The following is a 16,116-nucleotide window of genomic DNA, read 5'->3' on the forward strand; positions in this document are numbered from 1 at the left end:
GTACAGAATCAGGGCGAACCGACGACCATTCCGCTCCCGGGAACGCCGATACCGCCGGTGCCAACTCCGACGCCGGTCATGCCGCAGTTGCCGATCGGCGCGCATGGCCGTCCGGACATCAACCCGTACAACCGCGACATCGACATGACGGTGCCGCTGACATTCCTGAACCGCAGCTTGGGCGATATTCCGATGCGGCTGACGGCGGACGACCGTTTCCTGCTCGAATCGGAAACCTTTCTCCGCCTGATGCGGCCCGTGCTGAACGATCCGGCGCACGCCACCCTGGCGGGGCATCTGCAGAATCTGACGCAATTCGGTCCCGATGACCTCGCGAAAACCGGCGTCGCGCTGAACTATGATCCCAGCACGCTGGCGGTGGTCGTCGTCGAAGTGACACCGGAACAGCGGGCGATACAGAACCTGTTCGCGCCGCCTCGCGACGATATCAACAGCGTCACGCTGCAACCCGCCGATTTTTCCGCCTATCTCAATCTGAACGTCATCCAGACCAAGATTTGGGAAGCCGACGGGACCGATCCGCCCACAGTCAATTTCGACGGTGCGATCCGGCTCGGCCGCATCGTTTTCGAAGCCGATGCCCAGTTCGCGCAGACCTTTGGCCTGACCGAGGACAAGTATAAATTCTCGCGCAACTATGCGCGGCTCGTCTATGACGAACCCGAGGATTATCGCCGCTGGTTTCTCGGCGATCTCGACCCTGAAATCCGCGGCCAGCAATCCTTCGTCCAGATGGGCGGCGTCGGCGTGCTGCGACAGCAGCGGCGTTTCAACACCTTCCGGTCGGCCGTTCTGCAATCCAACCGCCAGCTTGTTCTTCAGCGGGAATCAACGGTTCGCTTCCTGCGCAACGGATCGCTCTATCGCGAGGTGCGGCTGCAGCCCGGCAGCTATGATTTCAGTTCGCTGCCGCTGATTGCCGGCAGCAACGACATCGACATCCAAGTCACCGACAATACCGGGGCCATCCAGAATCTGTCGTATCAGCAATATCTCGACCCGATCGATCTCGATCCGGGCGATTATGAATATGGCGCCTTTCTGGGCCCGACGAGCAGCAGGTTCGGTCGCGCACCCGACTATCGCGGGCCGGTCGCCTTCACCGGCTTTTTTCGCAAGGCCTTTTTCGATGCCCCCGCGGTCGGGGTCGGTCTTCAGGTCAGCAAAGACGTCCAGACGCTTACCGGCCAGACCCAGTTCGTGCTCGGAAACGGCGGGCGACTGCTCCTCGATGCGGGGGGCAGCAATTCAAAATCGGCCGGGCAGGGTTATGCCGGCGGCATCAGCTACGAGCATTTCATCGACCGTGCAGGACTGTCCGACAGCTTCACGCTGCGGGGTGATTATCTGTCGCCGAAGTTCGCGACGCTGGGCAATATCGACGGGATCAATACCACGTCGATGACGCTGTCGGCGCAATATACCCGGCAATTCAGCCTTCGCTTCATGACCACATCGACCGCGTCCTATCTCAGGGGACGCGGGTCACTTGGCGACAGCTACCGCGTGGGGACTACCGGCTATTATCGCATCGACCGGAAATGGACGCTCCGCGCCGGGGTCGATTATTCAAAATATCCGTCGACCTTTTCGCGCCGGGAAGGCGTCAGTTTCAATATCGGGCTCGTCTTCCAGCCCGACTATCGCCGACGGGCTGAAGCCCGCTACGAAAGCCGCGACAATCTCGCCGAGCTTTCCTACAATCAAAGCGGTCTCAACCAGCTCAACAGCGTCGGCTTCGGCGGTGTGGTTGCGCATCAGGATGACAATGTCCGCGCGCAGGGCTATGCGACCTATTCGGCGAACCGCTTCGACGCGGCGATCAGCCACGCAACCTATGGCCCCAGCTTCTCCGACTTCGGTGCGGTCAACGCCACTTCGGTCCGCGTCGGTACCACCATCGCTTTCGCCGACGGCACGGTCGGCGTCGGGCGGCGGATCAACGACAGCTTCATGCTGCTATCTGGGCACAAGAATCTGGGCAAGCGCAGCGTGGTCGCCGGCCAGTCGCTGGCCGAGAATAATTATATCGGCAAAAGCGGCCCGCTCGGGGCAGCGGTCAACAATTTCCTTGGTTCCTATTCCACCCAGTCGGTGCAATATGATGTCGAGAATCCGCCGACGGGATACGATGTCGGACCGGGCGTGTTCCGGGTCCATCCGCCGTACAAGAGCGGTTATGCGGCGCGCATCGGCACCGACGCGTTTGCCAGCGTCATGGGTACGCTGATTCTCGCTCCCGACATGCCTGTGTCGCTGATCGGCGGCCGTGTGACCCTGCTCGATGTCCAGGAAACCGAAACGCCCAAGCCGATTCCGTTCTTCACCAATTCGGCCGGACGCTTTGCGATCGCCAACCTGTTGCCGGGTCGCCGCTATGTGGTGGAAACCTATGGTCCCAATGGTACGATCGACCGGAGCTTTGAATTCACGGTGCCGGCGGACACCAATGGTCTGGTGAACCTTGGCCCCGTTCGCCCCGGTTCGAAAAATTAGGAGGCATTATATGCTGCGCCCAACCCTGTTTCTCGCTGCGGCCTTCCTCGCGATGCCGCTCCACGCCCAAGCGCCGGCGCCGGGCGCTGCCATTCCCGGCGCCGAATGTCTCATCCGGACCAGCGCCACGCCGGCAAGCTGGCTGATCCAGGGCTATGATCCGTTCGACGGCTCGATTCCCGAGGGAACCTTCGGCGTCACCTTCGTCAACGAGGGCACGGCCGAATGCCGTTTTACCCCGACCTTCGAGCTCGTCCAGCCGCCCTTCGGCCTGTCGAAAGGCACGGGAAAGCCGATCGGTTACGCCCTGCTCAACCTGACCGATACGCAGGATGTGACGCCGCGCGCCGGACGGACGCAGCGCAATCCGTCGCAGCGCATGCTGGCGCTCAGCCCCAATGCATCGCGCACATTGCTCTACAAGCTGGTCGCCGACCCCGACGATGTCCGCAATTCGGGCACCTTTACCCAGGATGTGACACTCGAGGCGCAGGACAGCAGCTTCCGCTCGCTCGGCGGTACGCGCATCGTTCTCGGCATCGATGTTCTGCCATCGGCGAGGATCGGGCTCGCCGGCGCCTACACGATGAGCGATGGGCAGGCGGTCGTCGATCTCGGCGACTTGCGGCCCGGCGTCGCGCCGGTGCCGCTGCAGCTTCGCGTTGCCAGCACTGGCTCATATGACCTGAACGTCACGTCGGCCAATTCGGGCCGGTTGCGGCTGGGCGCGAGCGACTGGTACGTGCCTTACAGCCTGGCGATCGGCGGCAATTCGATCAACTTGACGGGCGCGCGAACGATATCGGGGAAGTCGAACGACGGGCTCCGCCGCGAAGCGCTGCCGATCCAGTTTCTCATTGGCGACACCTCCGATCGCCGTGCGGGGGTGTACAGCGACGTCGTCTCGATCTCGGTAACCGCACGCTGACCCAACGCGGCCTCGCTGCTGCCGCAATCAACGGGCGGGAGCGAGGATGCTCCCTTAACTGAATGTTAGATTTGCGAGTCTAGACAGTCATCCAAGAGCTTCGGCCTAAAGGCGGAAAGGTTGCGGATGATCAGGAAATTCTCGCTCGGCATCGCGAGCTTTGTGCTCGTTGCGGCGCCGACGACCGCGATGGCGGCGTCGTTCGGCCTTAACCTCCGCCTGACGGTTTCGGTGCACTGCACCGTCCAGCATCAGGCGACCGGATTCGGTGCGATCAGCGGCGATGCGGTGTCGCTCGGCACCTTCCGCGAATATTGCAATGCGCCGACCGGCTACGACCTCGTCATCAACTATGCGCCGGGTTCGCTGGAAGGCGCACGGATCATCGCGGGGAATGACGAGATCATTCTCAATGGATCGGGCCAGGCTGTTCTCAGCCGTGCGACGGGACCGCGGATGAGGGAACGCCCGATCGCGGCGGTCCCCGGCGAACGTGGTTTCGATACCGATCGCTTTGAACTGCGCATCGTTCCGTCCTGACGCCGGCATCGGGCGGCGATCGGCCACGATCGGAACATCGTCCGTTTTTCGATAGACTGGCGCCGCTCTGACAGGGCGGTTTCGACGGCCACGCCCTGCGTGAACCGGCGCGCCCCGGTCACGTGCCGTTCCGGCCTATATCTCGATGATCAACTTGATGTTGCCGGGGGCGACGCCAGCCGCCTTCGCGATTTGTTCTTTCGCGCGGGCGATCAGATCGTTCAGACTTTCAGTTTCCTCGAAGCCCAGAAGCTCGGAAACTTCTACGCCGAGCGCGTTCGACAACGCTTCCACCCGGCCGGCCCGGGGGCGGGCCTTGTCGAGTTCCCAGGCCGAGATCGACGGTTCGCTGACACCGAGCTGCGCTGCGAGCTGGCCTTGCGTCAGATCTTTCGCGGTCCGTAATCGCTGCAGGCGGATGCCGAAACTTTCGGCGGACGGTGCCGCCGGATCGGAGGATGTCTGGGCGTCGGATTCGATCACCACGCTGCGCAGTTGCGCGGCGCTGAGCGTCGCTGACGAAACCGGCATTGCGAATTCGCACCCCGCGAGGGGGCCGCTCACCCAGATCACTTTGGCAGCGGTTTTCCCGCTATGCGGCAGATTGACCTCGATCACCTCGCCGATTTCGAGAGCCGCGCCGCTTTCGACCAGCATTCCCGTTGCGGAAATATTATGGACCAGCGCCTCGACTTCGGCACCGGTGGCCTTCGATCCCTGCAGCGGAAGCCGCAACTGCCGGCGCGCGGCGCGGCCCTTGGCGGCCGAGCGGGGGTCTTCGTTCAGATATACGGTCATTGCCATCGGTGCTCAATCGCGAGCCCAGCCTTAATATTTCCCTTCGGTTCAAGGTTAATGAACAGGGTGACATAGAGTCCCGCTCTTGGGGAGTGCGCCGGAACCCGCCGCGCGCTGACCCGTTTTGTCTTCGATCCCCAATGGACGGAGACCGACATGACCGAAACCAAGATTTTCGCGCGGCTGAAGGCCGACCACGATCGCCACCGCGAGTTGCTGGATCGCATTGACGCGACGCATGGCGACAGCGACGAGCGTCGCCAGCTGTTCGAGGCGTTCCGCGTCGAGGTGACTGCGCATGCCGCGTCGGAGGAAATGTCGCTGTACGCGGCGATGCTTGCCGATCCCGATTTGCGCGACGAGGCGCAGCACAGCGTCGCCGAGCATAAGGAGATCGAGGACTTCCTGACCGAGCTTTACGAGATGGATTTCGCTTCGACCGGCTGGCTGACGCGATTCCGGACGATGAAGCACCGTTACCTCCATCACATCGACGAGGAAGAGGAAGAGATGTTCCCGGCGGCTGAAAAAGAGCTGTCGGACGCGAAGAAACGCGAGCTGATCAGGATATTCGAGAAGGAAAAGCCGAAAGAAAAGGCGAAAGCTGCCGAAGAGGAGCCGTCGAGCGAAGAAGCGCGCGCCTGACCGTCCGGCTCGACTTTTGACGCGTGCCCCGTCATACGCGCGCGCCATGACCGATAGATTCGCCTTTCGCGTCGCCGCGACCGACGGTGCCGCGCGCACCGGCGTCATCGCCATGCAGCGCGGCCAAATCCGCACCCCCGCCTTCATGCCGGTCGGCACCGCTGCGACGGTGAAGGCGATGCGCCCCGCGGAGGTTCGCGCGACGGGCGCCGACATCATCCTCGGCAACACCTATCATCTGATGCTGCGCCCGACCGCCGAACGCATGGCCCGCCTCGGCGGACTGCACGAATTCATGAGCTGGGACCGGCCGATCCTGACCGACAGCGGCGGCTATCAGGTGATGAGCCTCAGCGCCCTTACCAAGATGAGCGAGGAGGGGGTCGCCTTCTCCAGTCATCTCGATGGCTCCAAGCATATGCTCAGCCCCGAACGCTCGATGGAGATCCAGCGGCTGCTCGACAGCGACATCGTCATGGCGTTTGACGAATGTACCAAGAATGGCTGCACCCATGACGAGGCCGCCAGGTCGATGGAGCGGTCGATGCGCTGGGCCAAACGCTCGCGCGACGGCTTCGATGCGGGCGGCGAGCATGCCGAGCGTGCGGCGCTGTTCGGTATCCAGCAGGGCTCGCTCAACGAAGGGCTGCGCAAGATTTCAGCGGAAAAGCTGATCGAGATCGGCTTTGACGGCTATGCCGTGGGTGGCCTTGCAGTGGGCGAGGGGCAGGAGGCGATGTTCGCCACGCTCGACTTCGCGCCCGACATGCTGCCGCAAGACAAGCCGCGCTACCTGATGGGCGTGGGCAAGCCCGACGACATCGTCGGTGCAGTGGAGCGCGGCATCGACATGTTCGACTGCGTGTTGCCGACCCGGTCGGGCCGCAATGGCCAGGCCTTTACCTGGGCCGGCCCGCTCAACATCCGCAACGCCAAGTTCAACGAGGATCTGGGCCCGCTCGATCCGCGCTGCGGCTGCCCGGTCTGCGCGACCTGGAGCCGCGCCTATCTCCATCATCTGGTGAAGTCGGGCGAGATGCTGGGCGCGGTGCTGATGACCCAGCATAACATCCATTTCTATCAGGAACTGATGCAGGGCCTGCGCGACAATATCGCGGCGGGCACATTATCGACCTTCACGGCCGATTTCCGCCGCGACTATCAGCGGGTCTGACGCTTTTTCAGGGAATGACGCTGATCGCGATGCTGTAGCAGCCCGCTTCGGCATCATGATCGAGCGGGGAGCGGAGCTGGCGCGACAGGCCGGTCAGCACCCGGCCATAACGTTCGTTCAGCAATAAAGTCATTTCCGGCCCGGCGCGCAGCGCGGGCGACGCCATCTGCAACAGGGCGCGGTCGTTCCGATCGGCCTCCAGATGCACCGAAATCCGCATCGTCGCGCGCGGATCGGACAGCATCGCCAGTTCGACCAGTTCGGTCACCAGGAAGGCGACCGGAACGGCGACATCCTGGCTGATGTGCAGATCATCGTCGCTGTCGATCTGGATGCCGAAGCGGCGCGCCTCATGCGGGGCGGTGCCGCGCAGGCTGGCGGACAATTCGCTGATCAGCGGACGCACGCCGACGCCGCGATTCTCTTCCAGCTCGGCAAAATGGTTGCGATGGACGACCGACAGGGCATCGACCCGGCGCTGGATCGATCCATAGGCCGACACCGCTTCGGGCTCATGCGCCGATCGTGCGTGCAGGCTGATCAGGCTGGCGATGATCTGCAGGTTGTTCTTGACCCGATGATGCACCTCGCGCGTCAGCTTGCGCTGGGTGTCGAGCGCGGCGGCCATTTCCGCCTCATGGGTGGCGACATCCTCGCTGATCTCGCGGAATGTGTCGCCCAGGTCGCTGATCTCGTGCGCGGGGGTGCGGATGCGCCGCAACGGCTCCAGCACTTCGCCGGGCTGATAGGCGGCGACCTGGCGCCGCAGCAGCACCAGCGGGCGGATCAGCAGCCGATTGACCACGAACCAGCCGATCGCGGCGGCCGCGAACCACATCACCAGCGGCAGGAACAGCGACAGCAGCCGGGCGATCGTCGCGGGCGGCTCGCGCACCGTCATGGTCAGCAATATGTCGGGCGGGTCGAGCCGGGCGGACAGGCTGCTGCTATGGCCGTCGATCCGGCTGCCGGGGCGGCTGACGATCATCTGCCGCTCGCCCTGGCGCAGGCTCAGTTGCCTATTCTGCAGTGCGGTTGCCGGATCGGCGACGCTTTCGAGATGCGGCCGCGAATAATAGGCCAGCGCCGCGACGCGATTGTCATGGCTGTGGGTGCGGGACAGCAGGAAGTCGCCGGACGACAGCAGTTCGACGCGTGGACCGATGAAGCGGCGTGTGGGCGGAATGCCGGCCGGCTCCGGCGTGGCCGATCCGCAAAGTTTCTTGCCGGATCGGTCATAGATATAGAATCGGATGCCGCTGCGGTCCTGCGCGGTAAGGAAGAAGGAGAGGCGGTTGCAGATTTCGCCGTCCGCCTTGCCATCGGCCAGCGCGTTGACGGTCAGGCCCAGCGCGGTGCGATCGGCGTTGAGATCGGCGGTCAGCTTGCGCGCGCTCTGCGTCACGGCGACGCGCAGCAGCGCTTCCTTCTCCAGGTCGGCGGTGCGGATCGCCTGCAGCGACGCCACCAGCGCGATCAGCCCCAGCGGCAGCAGCGCGAGCGTCAGGATGAGGAACATCTTGACGCCGGTGGACCGGAGATAGACGCCGAACATGGTCATGGGGGATCGAGAGGGTCCTTGTATGGGCGGCAGGGAAATGCCGCCCCGACCAGCGTTGATCAGTCCAGTTTGCTGAGCAGGTCCAGCATTTCGGCGGGAATATCTTCGTCGACCGTGCGCTGATAGACGGACTTGAGCACCTGGGACACCTGTGCCTCGTCCTTTTTCGCGGCCGTGCGGCGCTTGCGTGGTTCGGGCGCAGTCTTCATGTCGCGGTCGCGGATGGTCGTGCCGACGTCAATATCCCCTCCCATCCTGTCCCGTTCCGTTGTTGAAGAAACCAAAATCAGCCCCTTTGAAGCTAAATCCGTGACGCCAGCCTGTCCGCTATTTCGCCGCAACGCATAGCGGCGTCAATTCACCGAGCTGGGCAAATTTCACCAAAAAGCCGTTACCGTCGAAAAAACCGAACGAGAGTGAAACAAATCTTGGTGTCGATGGTTCCGGCATTCGAAGCATTTTTTGCACCGTCGGTCATTCGGCGGCAGGGGGAGAGGGGCTTGCCAGCGCGGCATCGTCATCCCATCCTCCGGCGGAGCCGATGTTTCGGACAACAGGCCCGACAGGGCAGGGAGAAGACTTACCGATGTCGCTTGGACAGCAACTGCACCCCCATCTTCCTTTCTTGCGGCGCTATGCGCGCGCGCTGACGGGCAGCCAGACTCATGGCGATGCCTATGTGCGCGCCACGCTGGAAGCGATCGTTGCCGCGCCGGAGGAGTTTCCCAGCGGTGTCGATCCTCGCCTCGGCCTCTACAAGACCTTCCATGCGATCTGGTCGTCCTCGCATCTGGATGACGAGCCCGGCTTCTCGGGCTCGATCGGGCAGGAGGCGATCGCTCATGCCCGATTGGCACGGCTGACCCCGCTGCCGCGCCAGGCGTTGCTGCTGACCGCGCTCGAAGGCTTCACGACGGAAGATGCCGGCTATCTGATCGGCCTCGACACCGCCGATGTCGAAGCCCTGGTCGAGGAAGCGCTGGAGGAGATCGAGGCGCAGACCCGTGCCAAGGTTCTCATCATCGAGGATGAGCCGATCATCGCGATGGATATCGAGACGATCGTGCGCGATCTTGGCCACGACGTGACTGCCATTGCCGTCACCCGCGAGGATGCGGTGCGCGAGGCGCTGGCGGAACGGCCCGGCCTGGTGCTGGCCGATATCCAGTTGGCCGATGATTCGAGCGGCATCGACGCGGTGAAGGACATTCTCGCCGAATTCTCGGTGCCGGTGATCTTCATCACTGCCTTCCCCGAACGGCTGCTGACCGGCGAACGGCCCGAGCCGACCTTCCTCATCACCAAGCCGTTCCAGCGCTCGACGGTCAAGGCCGCGATCTCGCAGGCGCTTTTCTTCGACGAAGCGACCGCCCCGGCCTGACCTGTCTTCCCGCCGGCCGATCCTTTGTGACGGTCGGCGGAACCCTCCCGGCTTTAACGCGTTAAATATGCGTAACGATTCGGAGAGGGCCGATGGCCGACGAGGAGCAGCATATCTCGACGCAGGACGCACGGGGCGGCGCCACGCCGCACGTCGTTCGCTATGTGCTGGGCATTTCGCTCGCGCTGGCCGTGATCGTGATGCTGCTGGTTCTCTGGCGGTAAGGCAGTGGAAAAAATGGGCGTTTCTAGGGGTATCTTGGGAATTGGCCTTTGGCGGTAATCGAACTAGGGTGCGGATGCATATATGGCTTTGACGACTTCGGTTCATGCAGCGAGGGCGACAGTCGAAACGGGGGTTGCTGCCGTGGATGAAGGGCTGAACCAGGCGCCGCGCGAGGCACTGTCTGATGGCGAGTTCAAGCGGGAACTGGCCGCGGTCATTCCGCATCTGCGCGCCTTCGGGCGATCCCTGTCGGGTAATCGCGACACCGCCGACGATCTTGTCCAGGAAACCCTGCTCAAGGCCTGGGCCGCCCGTGCCCGCTTCCAGGCCGGCACCAACATGCGTGCCTGGACCTTCATCATCCTGCGCAATCATTATCTCTCGCAGATGCGCCGTTCGCGCTTCCGTGGCGACTGGGACGACCTCACCGCCGACCGGCTGCTCGCTGCGCCCGCGGGCCAGGACAAGCATGTCGAACTCAGCGACATGCAGCGCGCCCTGCTGCAATTGCCCCAGCCCCAGCGTGAGGCATTGATCCTCGTCGGCGCGGGTGGCTTTGCCTATGAGGAAGCGGCGGAAATCTGCGGCGTCGCGGTCGGCACGATCAAGAGCCGCGTGGCCCGCGGTCGCGCCGCGCTCGAACAGATTTTGGAGGAGGGCGCGCTGCCCTCGCGCCGGACGCAGGAAACGACCGACACAGCGGTGCTGGACGAGATCATGGACGATGTCGATCGCCTGAGCCGTGGCCGCATTTCCGACAATCTGGTCGACCATGGCGCCGCCGAAGACGACGGCGATGACGACATCGGGGGCAAGACCGCCGAGGATTGAGGGCGGGATGCCATTGACCCGGCGTGATCGGGAACGATCCGCCCGGCTTGTCGGGCGAAAGGCCATGGGAAGGATGGAAGCCATGGGCAGCGACCCGCAATATCGACAGGATCGGACCGGGCGACGCTCGGATCGTCCGCAAGGCAGCGGCGGCATCGTCTTCGCGCTGGTGGCGCTGGCCCTGATCCTGGCGATCGGCTTCTTCTACCTCACCAATGAAAGCCGGGAGGATCGGCGCGCGGACGCCATTACCCAGGCGGCGGATTCGGTCGACAATGGTGCCCGGATCGTGGGTGAAGCCGCGCGCAATGCGGCGGACAAGCTGCGCAACAACAACTGAACCTCCTTGCGATCGGGCGGGACAAGGCGATCCGGTGTCGCCTTGATTTACAGTCATTGGCGCCATCTTCAGATTTTCTTTGCCATTTTCAGGCAGGGTCTGAGCCCTGTCGGATTTCCTTACAGCTTGTTGTAAGGCTGGGCCGACTCCAGTTGGCGGCCCTTCCCGACCGGAGGGGCGGTGCTGCGGGAAGAAGCGCGATACGATGATCAGGCTGTTCAAACATTATGTCCCTCATGCGGTGCTGCTGCTCGGCCTGCTCGATTTTCTGCTGCTGATCGGCGCGGCGGAAGCGGGCTGGATCCTGCGCGCGCACCAGATCGGCATGGATGTCGAGCCGATCGCGACCCGCATCGGCCCGCTGCTGAGCTTTGCCTTCGCCATCCAGACCGGCATGATCGCGGTCGGCGTCTACAGCCCCGAAGCGCTGCAATCGATCCGCTTCGCCTTTGCGCGCCTGCTCGTCGCCATCTCGCTGGGCGTCATATTCCTCTCGGTCATGTATTTCCTGTTGCCCGGCATCACCCTGTGGCGCTCCAATTCGCTCTACGCGATGGGGCTGGCGATGGGGCTGCTGCTGCTGGCCCGCATGCTGCTGGGGTCGCTGCTCGGCGGCGAGGCGTTCAAGCGCCGCCTTGTCGTGCTGGGTGCCGGCCGGCGCGCCAACCGCATCCGCGACCTGGAACAGAAGCGCGGCGCCGGTTTCTTGGTGGTCGGCTATATCGCCATGAATGATGGCGACCAGGTGGTGGAGGAGGCGATCAACCGCACCGCCATCTACAACATGTCCGATTATGTGGTGCGTCTGAATGCCAGCGAGGTCGTGCTGGCGCTGGAGGAACGGCGCAACGCCATCCCCATGTCCGACCTGCTGCGGATCAAGACCACCGGCGTCCATGTCAACGATCTCTCCACCTTCCTGGAGCGCGAGACCGGGCGCGTCGATCTCGACAGCGTCAATCCCAGCTGGCTGATCTTTTCCGACGGTTTTTCCGCCGGTCGTCGCCTGTCCAGCATCGCCAAGCGCATCTTCGACATCATCGCCAGTTCGATCCTGCTGCTGCTGACCGGCCCGATCATCCTGTTCGCCGCCTTGCTGGTGAAGCTCGACAGCCGTGGCCCGGCTTTCTACCGGCAGCAGCGCGTTGGCCTCTATGGCCAGGAATTCTGGATCGTGAAGCTGCGCACCATGCGCCAGGATGCGGAGGTCAAGGGCCAGGCAGTCTGGGCGGAGAAGGATGATCCGCGGATCACGCGCCTGGGCTATTGGCTGCGCAAGCTGCGCATCGACGAACTGCCGCAGAGCTGGACCGTGCTGAAGGGCGAGATGAGTTTCGTCGGTCCGCGCCCGGAACGGCGCCAGTTCGTCGAGGATCTGGAACAGCATCTGCGCTATTATGCCGAACGGCATATGGTGAAGCCGGGCATCACCGGCTGGGCGCAGATCAACTATCCCTATGGCGCGTCGATCGAGGATGCCCGCCACAAGCTGGAATATGATCTTTATTATGCCAAGAATTACACGCCCTTCCTGGACCTGCTGATCCTGATCCAGACGGTGCGGGTGATCCTCTGGCCCGACGGCGCGCGCTGAGCGGCAGGCCATGAGCGCGCTGCTGCAATTCATCGGCGACTGGGGCCACGCACTGGCCGCGGTCCTGTTCGCCGCGCTTGGCATCTTCATCCTGCGGCGCCGGGACGACGCGGCCGAGCCGCGCATGCTCGCCAGCGCGCTGCTGCTGACCTCCTGCTGGGCGCTCTATGTCTCGTTCGGTGGCGTCGACAAGCCGCTGTCGGGCATCGGGGAAAGCGTCCGCAACGCCGCCTGGCTGATGCTGCTGTTCGTCATGCTGCGGCGCGGCCCGGCCTCGCGCGGCGGCGCGCTGGTCGCCGTCGGCCTCGTCTATCTCGCCGTCGCCGGCCTCATCTTCCTCCAGACCTCGACCGATCTCACCTGGCGGCAATTGCCGGTCCGCAGCGATCTGCACCAGATGCTGGTGGCGGTGTCGCTGGTGCTGCGGATGATGACCGCGATCGGCTGCCTGCTGCTGGTCCATCATCTCTATACCGCCTGGCCTTCGCGCGATCGCGGGCGGGTGTCGCTGTTGCTCGGCGCGCTGGCGGCGATGTGGACCTATGACCTCAATCTCTATGTCATCGGCTATTTCGCGATGGACCGGGTCAACGAGCTATACGCGCTGCGCGGGCCGCTGATGGCGCTGCTGGCGCCGGTCATCGCCATCGGCATGCGCAAGGAAATGGCCGGCCGCCTGCAATTGTCGCGCACCATTGCCTTCCAGTCGCTCTCGCTGGTCGCCGTCGGCCTCTATGTCGTGGTGCTGACCGCGGCGGCGGTGCTGATCGAGATGATCGCCGGCCCCTATGCGCGGGTGGTGGAGATTGGCGCGGTCTTCTTCGTCGCGGTGACCGCGCTCGTCCTGCTGCCCTCGCCACAGATGCGCGCGCTGTGGAAGGTGCAGGTCGCCAAGCATTTCTTCCAGCATCGCTACGACTATCGCACCGAATGGATGCGCTTTGGCGAAACCATCGGCCGGCCGGGCGAAAATGCCCCGCCGCTGGGCGAGCGGGTGGCCAAGGCGGTCGCCGACATCACCGATTCCCCCGCTGCCTTGCTGCTGCTGCGCACCGACGATGGCCGGCTCGCGTTCGAGGCGCAATGGAACTGGCCGCAGGAGCCGATTGCCGGCCTGTCCCTGCCGCTCGATCAGTTGGAAAGCTGGGAAGGGAGCGGCTGGATCGTCGATGTCGGTCGCATCCGCGATGGCGACGCCACCTTCGACCTGCCGCCTTGGCTGATCGAGGATGCCCATGTCTGGGCGCTGGTGCCGCTGCTCCATTATGGCCGGCTGATCGGCGCGATCCTGCTCGCGCCGCCGCCGATCGACCGCCGCCTCGACTGGGAGGATTTCGACATGCTGCGCGCCGCCGGGCGCCAGGCGGCGACCCATATCAGCGAGGCGCAGGGGCAGCAGGCGCTCGACGACGCCCAGCGCTTCGACGAGTTCAACCGCCGATTCGCCTTCATCGCGCATGACATCAAGAATCTGGTCAGCCAATTGTCCCTGCTCTCGCGCAATGCGGAGCGGCACGCCGACAATCCCGATTTCCGCGCCGACATGCTGCTGACGCTCAAGGAATCGGTGGGCAAGATGAACGACATGCTCGCCCGCCTGTCGCAGCATAACAAGGGCCGGCCCGAAGAGCCGCGCCCGGTGGCGCTGGGCCCGCTGGTCGATCAGGTTGTGCGCAGCCGCGCCCGCCAGCGCGCCATCACCGTCAGCGGTGACGTGCCGGTCGCGCTCGCCGATCCGGCGCGGGTCGAGCAGATATTGGTCCATCTGCTGCAGAATGCGATCGACGCCAGCGATGCCGATCGCCCGGTCGAACTGCATCTGGGCAGTGCGCATGGCCAGGTGACATTGGCTGTGGTCGATCAGGGCTGCGGCATGACCGCCGAATTCATCCGCCGCGATCTGTTCAAGCCCTTTTCGTCCAGCAAGGCCGGCGGCTTTGGCCTCGGCGCCTTCGAGGCGCGCAGCCTGGCCGAGGCGATGGGCGGGCGGATCGACGTGGAAAGCAAACCCGGCGTGGGGAGCCGTTTCACCCTGCGCCTGCCGCTGGCGCCCGCGCCGGCGTGCGATGATGTTCAAGGAAAGGCCGCCTGATGAGCGACACCCGCCCCAAATTGCTGATCGTCGAGGATGATCCCGGCCTGCAGCGGCAATTGCGCTGGGCCTATGAGGATTATCAGCTCTTCATCGCCGGCGATCGGCTCGAAGCGATCGAGATGCTGCGGATGGAGGCGCCCGATGTGGTGACGCTCGACCTTGGCCTGCCGCCGGACCCGGACGGCACCAGCGAGGGCTTTGCCACGCTGGAGGAGATATTGCGCATCAAGCCCGATACCAAGGTGATCGTGGCGTCGGGCCATGGCGCACGGGAAAGCGCGCTCAATGCCATTTCCGGCGGTGCCTATGATTTCTACCAGAAGCCGGTCGACATTGACGAACTGGGCCTGATCGTGCGCCGCGCCTTCCATGTCCACGCGCTCGAACAGGAAAATGCGCGCCTCGCCGAAGCCGCGCCGGAGGGCGGGAGGGTGCTCGGCCGGATGATCACCGGCGCGCCGGAGATGATGCGGGTCGCCCGCACGATCGAGCGGGTCGCCAGCGCCGATGTCTCGGTCATGCTGCTGGGCGCCAGCGGCACCGGCAAGGAATTGCTGGCGCAGGGGCTGCATGATGCCAGCCCGCGTCGCGGCGGTGCCTTCGTCGCGATCAATTGCGCGGCCATCCCCGAAACCCTGCTGGAATCAGAACTGTTCGGGCATGAAAAGGGCGCCTTCACCGGTGCGGTCAAGACCACCCCCGGCAAGATCGAGCAGGCGCAGGGCGGCACCCTGTTCCTGGACGAGGTCGGCGACATTCCGCTGCCCCTGCAGGTAAAGCTGCTGCGCTTCCTGCAGGAAAGGGTGATCGAACGGATCGGCGGGCGCCAGCCGATCGCGGTCGACACCCGTATCGTGTGCGCCACCCATCAGGATCTCGACGCGATGATCGCCGCCGCCAGCTTCCGCGAGGATCTCTATTATCGCCTGGCCGAGATCGTCATCCGCATCCCCGCGCTGCGCGACCGGCCGGGCGATCCGGCGCTGCTCGCGCGCCATTTCCTCACCCGCTTCGCGCAGGACATGAACCCGCAGGTCAAGGGCTTCGCCCCCGATGCGCTCGCCGCACTCGACGCCTGGGGCTGGCCGGGCAATGTGCGCGAACTGGAAAATCGCGTGAAGCGCGCGGTCATCATGGCCGATGGCAAGCATGTGACGGCGGCCGATCTCGATCTCGACGGCGATCGGGCCGAAGGCAGCGAGGTCGTCAATCTCAAGGCTGCCCGCGAAATGGCCGATCGTCGCGCCATCCGCCGGGCGATCGCGCGCACCGACGGCAATATTTCCAGTGCCGCCAAGATATTGGGGATCAGCCGGCCGACCCTCTATGACCTGCTCAAACAATATAAGATGCAGGGCTGATCGATGCGGCGCTCACGCCTGATCCTGCTGGCGGGCCTTGCCCTGCTGCTGCTGGCGCTGGCCGGCCTGTGGCAATGGCGCGTGCATGAGGCGGACGGCAGTGCGGCGCTCGCGCGTGGGCTGGCC

15 protein-coding genes are annotated in these 16,116 nt (G+C 64.2%); 12 read left to right on the forward strand and 3 right to left on the reverse strand.

Annotation, left to right across the window (positions count from 1 at the left end):
• Nucleotides 1-57: 57 nt before the first annotated feature.
• The 3 genes from VN047_RS04780 (at nt 58) to VN047_RS04790 (ending at nt 3,985) form a co-directional block, all read left to right on the forward strand.
• Nucleotides 58-2,517, forward strand: coding sequence for a hypothetical protein (locus VN047_RS04780; protein WP_325540558.1), 2,460 nt, complete (start codon nt 58-60; stop codon nt 2,515-2,517).
• 10 nt (nt 2,518-2,527) lie between these two features.
• Complete coding sequence (locus VN047_RS04785; RefSeq protein ID WP_325540560.1) at nt 2,528-3,445, forward strand: hypothetical protein; 918 nt, start codon at nt 2,528-2,530, stop codon at nt 3,443-3,445.
• A gap of 126 nt (nt 3,446-3,571) precedes the next feature.
• On the forward strand, nt 3,572-3,985 hold the full coding sequence (locus VN047_RS04790; RefSeq protein WP_325540562.1) for a hypothetical protein: 414 nt from the start codon (nt 3,572-3,574) through the stop codon (nt 3,983-3,985).
• Nucleotides 3,986-4,120: 135 nt separating this feature from the next.
• Here VN047_RS04790 and VN047_RS04795 read toward each other — a convergent pair whose 3' ends face one another.
• Entirely contained in the window at nt 4,121-4,789 is a 669-nt protein-coding gene (locus tag VN047_RS04795; protein ID WP_325540564.1) for a helix-turn-helix domain-containing protein, read from the reverse strand.
• A 150-nt stretch (nt 4,790-4,939) separates the two neighbouring features.
• On the opposite strand from VN047_RS04795, the gene VN047_RS04800 reads away from it, so the two are divergent.
• Nucleotides 4,940-5,428 carry a hemerythrin domain-containing protein gene (locus VN047_RS04800; RefSeq protein WP_325540566.1) on the forward strand — a complete coding sequence of 163 codons (489 nt, stop codon included), beginning with the start codon at nt 4,940-4,942 and terminating at the stop codon, nt 5,426-5,428.
• Nucleotides 5,429-5,474: 46 nt separating this feature from the next.
• Complete coding sequence (gene tgt, locus VN047_RS04805) at nt 5,475-6,602, forward strand: tRNA guanosine(34) transglycosylase Tgt (RefSeq protein WP_325540568.1); 1,128 nt, start codon at nt 5,475-5,477, stop codon at nt 6,600-6,602.
• Between the two features lie 7 nt (nt 6,603-6,609).
• On the opposite strand, the gene VN047_RS04810 is transcribed toward tgt, so the two are convergent.
• Nucleotides 6,610-8,163 carry a sensor histidine kinase gene (locus tag VN047_RS04810; RefSeq protein ID WP_325540569.1) on the reverse strand — a complete coding sequence of 518 codons (1,554 nt, stop codon included), beginning with the start codon at nt 8,161-8,163 and terminating at the stop codon, nt 6,610-6,612.
• Nucleotides 8,164-8,222: 59 nt separating this feature from the next.
• Nucleotides 8,223-8,447, reverse strand: coding sequence for a NepR family anti-sigma factor (locus VN047_RS04815; RefSeq protein ID WP_257211685.1), 225 nt, complete (start codon nt 8,445-8,447; stop codon nt 8,223-8,225).
• A 302-nt stretch (nt 8,448-8,749) separates the two neighbouring features.
• Between VN047_RS04815 and VN047_RS04820 the strand changes: the two genes are divergently transcribed.
• From VN047_RS04820 to prsR, 7 genes are all read left to right on the forward strand, one after another.
• A complete protein-coding gene (locus VN047_RS04820; protein ID WP_004211315.1) occupies nt 8,750-9,544 on the forward strand; it encodes a response regulator in 795 nt (264 codons plus the stop codon).
• A gap of 92 nt (nt 9,545-9,636) precedes the next feature.
• A complete protein-coding gene (locus VN047_RS04825; protein ID WP_004211316.1) occupies nt 9,637-9,768 on the forward strand; it encodes a hypothetical protein in 132 nt (43 codons plus the stop codon).
• A gap of 82 nt (nt 9,769-9,850) precedes the next feature.
• Nucleotides 9,851-10,600, forward strand: coding sequence for a sigma-70 family RNA polymerase sigma factor (locus tag VN047_RS04830; protein ID WP_325540574.1), 750 nt, complete (start codon nt 9,851-9,853; stop codon nt 10,598-10,600).
• 82 nt (nt 10,601-10,682) lie between these two features.
• The gene (locus VN047_RS04835) at nt 10,683-10,940 is read left to right on the forward strand and encodes a hypothetical protein (RefSeq protein ID WP_325540576.1); all 258 of its coding nucleotides are present in this window, start codon (nt 10,683-10,685) and stop codon (nt 10,938-10,940) included.
• 205 nt (nt 10,941-11,145) lie between these two features.
• The gene (locus VN047_RS04840; RefSeq protein ID WP_004211321.1) at nt 11,146-12,534 is read left to right on the forward strand and encodes a TIGR03013 family XrtA/PEP-CTERM system glycosyltransferase; all 1,389 of its coding nucleotides are present in this window, start codon (nt 11,146-11,148) and stop codon (nt 12,532-12,534) included.
• Between the two features lie 10 nt (nt 12,535-12,544).
• A complete protein-coding gene (gene prsK / locus VN047_RS04845) occupies nt 12,545-14,626 on the forward strand; it encodes an XrtA/PEP-CTERM system histidine kinase PrsK (protein ID WP_325540579.1) in 2,082 nt (693 codons plus the stop codon).
• A complete protein-coding gene (gene prsR, locus VN047_RS04850) occupies nt 14,626-15,990 on the forward strand; it encodes a PEP-CTERM-box response regulator transcription factor (RefSeq protein WP_004211323.1) in 1,365 nt (454 codons plus the stop codon). Before prsK ends, prsR begins: the two co-directional genes overlap by 1 nt.
• The last annotated feature ends 126 nt before the right edge of the window (nt 15,991-16,116 follow it).

The sequence above is a fragment of the Sphingopyxis sp. genome (genome assembly GCF_035565275.1).
Taxonomy (GTDB): Bacteria; Pseudomonadota; Alphaproteobacteria; order Sphingomonadales; family Sphingomonadaceae; genus Sphingopyxis.

Excerpts from the sequence above, each read along its gene's own strand:
- VN047_RS04785 (WP_325540560.1), top strand. The coding sequence starts at position 2,528 with ATGCTGCGCCCAACCCTGTTTCTCGCTGCGGCCTTCCTCGCGATGCCG.
- VN047_RS04790 (WP_325540562.1), top strand. The coding sequence starts at position 3,572 with ATGATCAGGAAATTCTCGCTCGGCATCGCGAGCTTTGTGCTCGTTGCG.
- VN047_RS04795 (WP_325540564.1), bottom strand. The coding sequence starts at position 4,789 with ATGGCAATGACCGTATATCTGAACGAAGACCCCCGCTCGGCCGCCAAG.
- VN047_RS04800 (WP_325540566.1), top strand. The coding sequence starts at position 4,940 with ATGACCGAAACCAAGATTTTCGCGCGGCTGAAGGCCGACCACGATCGC.
- tgt (WP_325540568.1), top strand. The coding sequence starts at position 5,475 with ATGACCGATAGATTCGCCTTTCGCGTCGCCGCGACCGACGGTGCCGCG.
- VN047_RS04810 (WP_325540569.1), bottom strand. The coding sequence starts at position 8,163 with ATGACCATGTTCGGCGTCTATCTCCGGTCCACCGGCGTCAAGATGTTC.
- VN047_RS04820 (WP_004211315.1), top strand. The coding sequence starts at position 8,750 with ATGTCGCTTGGACAGCAACTGCACCCCCATCTTCCTTTCTTGCGGCGC.
- VN047_RS04825 (WP_004211316.1), top strand. The coding sequence starts at position 9,637 with ATGGCCGACGAGGAGCAGCATATCTCGACGCAGGACGCACGGGGCGGC.
- VN047_RS04830 (WP_325540574.1), top strand. The coding sequence starts at position 9,851 with ATGGCTTTGACGACTTCGGTTCATGCAGCGAGGGCGACAGTCGAAACG.
- VN047_RS04835 (WP_325540576.1), top strand. The coding sequence starts at position 10,683 with ATGGGCAGCGACCCGCAATATCGACAGGATCGGACCGGGCGACGCTCG.
- VN047_RS04840 (WP_004211321.1), top strand. The coding sequence starts at position 11,146 with ATGATCAGGCTGTTCAAACATTATGTCCCTCATGCGGTGCTGCTGCTC.
- prsK (WP_325540579.1), top strand. The coding sequence starts at position 12,545 with ATGAGCGCGCTGCTGCAATTCATCGGCGACTGGGGCCACGCACTGGCC.
- prsR (WP_004211323.1), top strand. The coding sequence starts at position 14,626 with ATGAGCGACACCCGCCCCAAATTGCTGATCGTCGAGGATGATCCCGGC.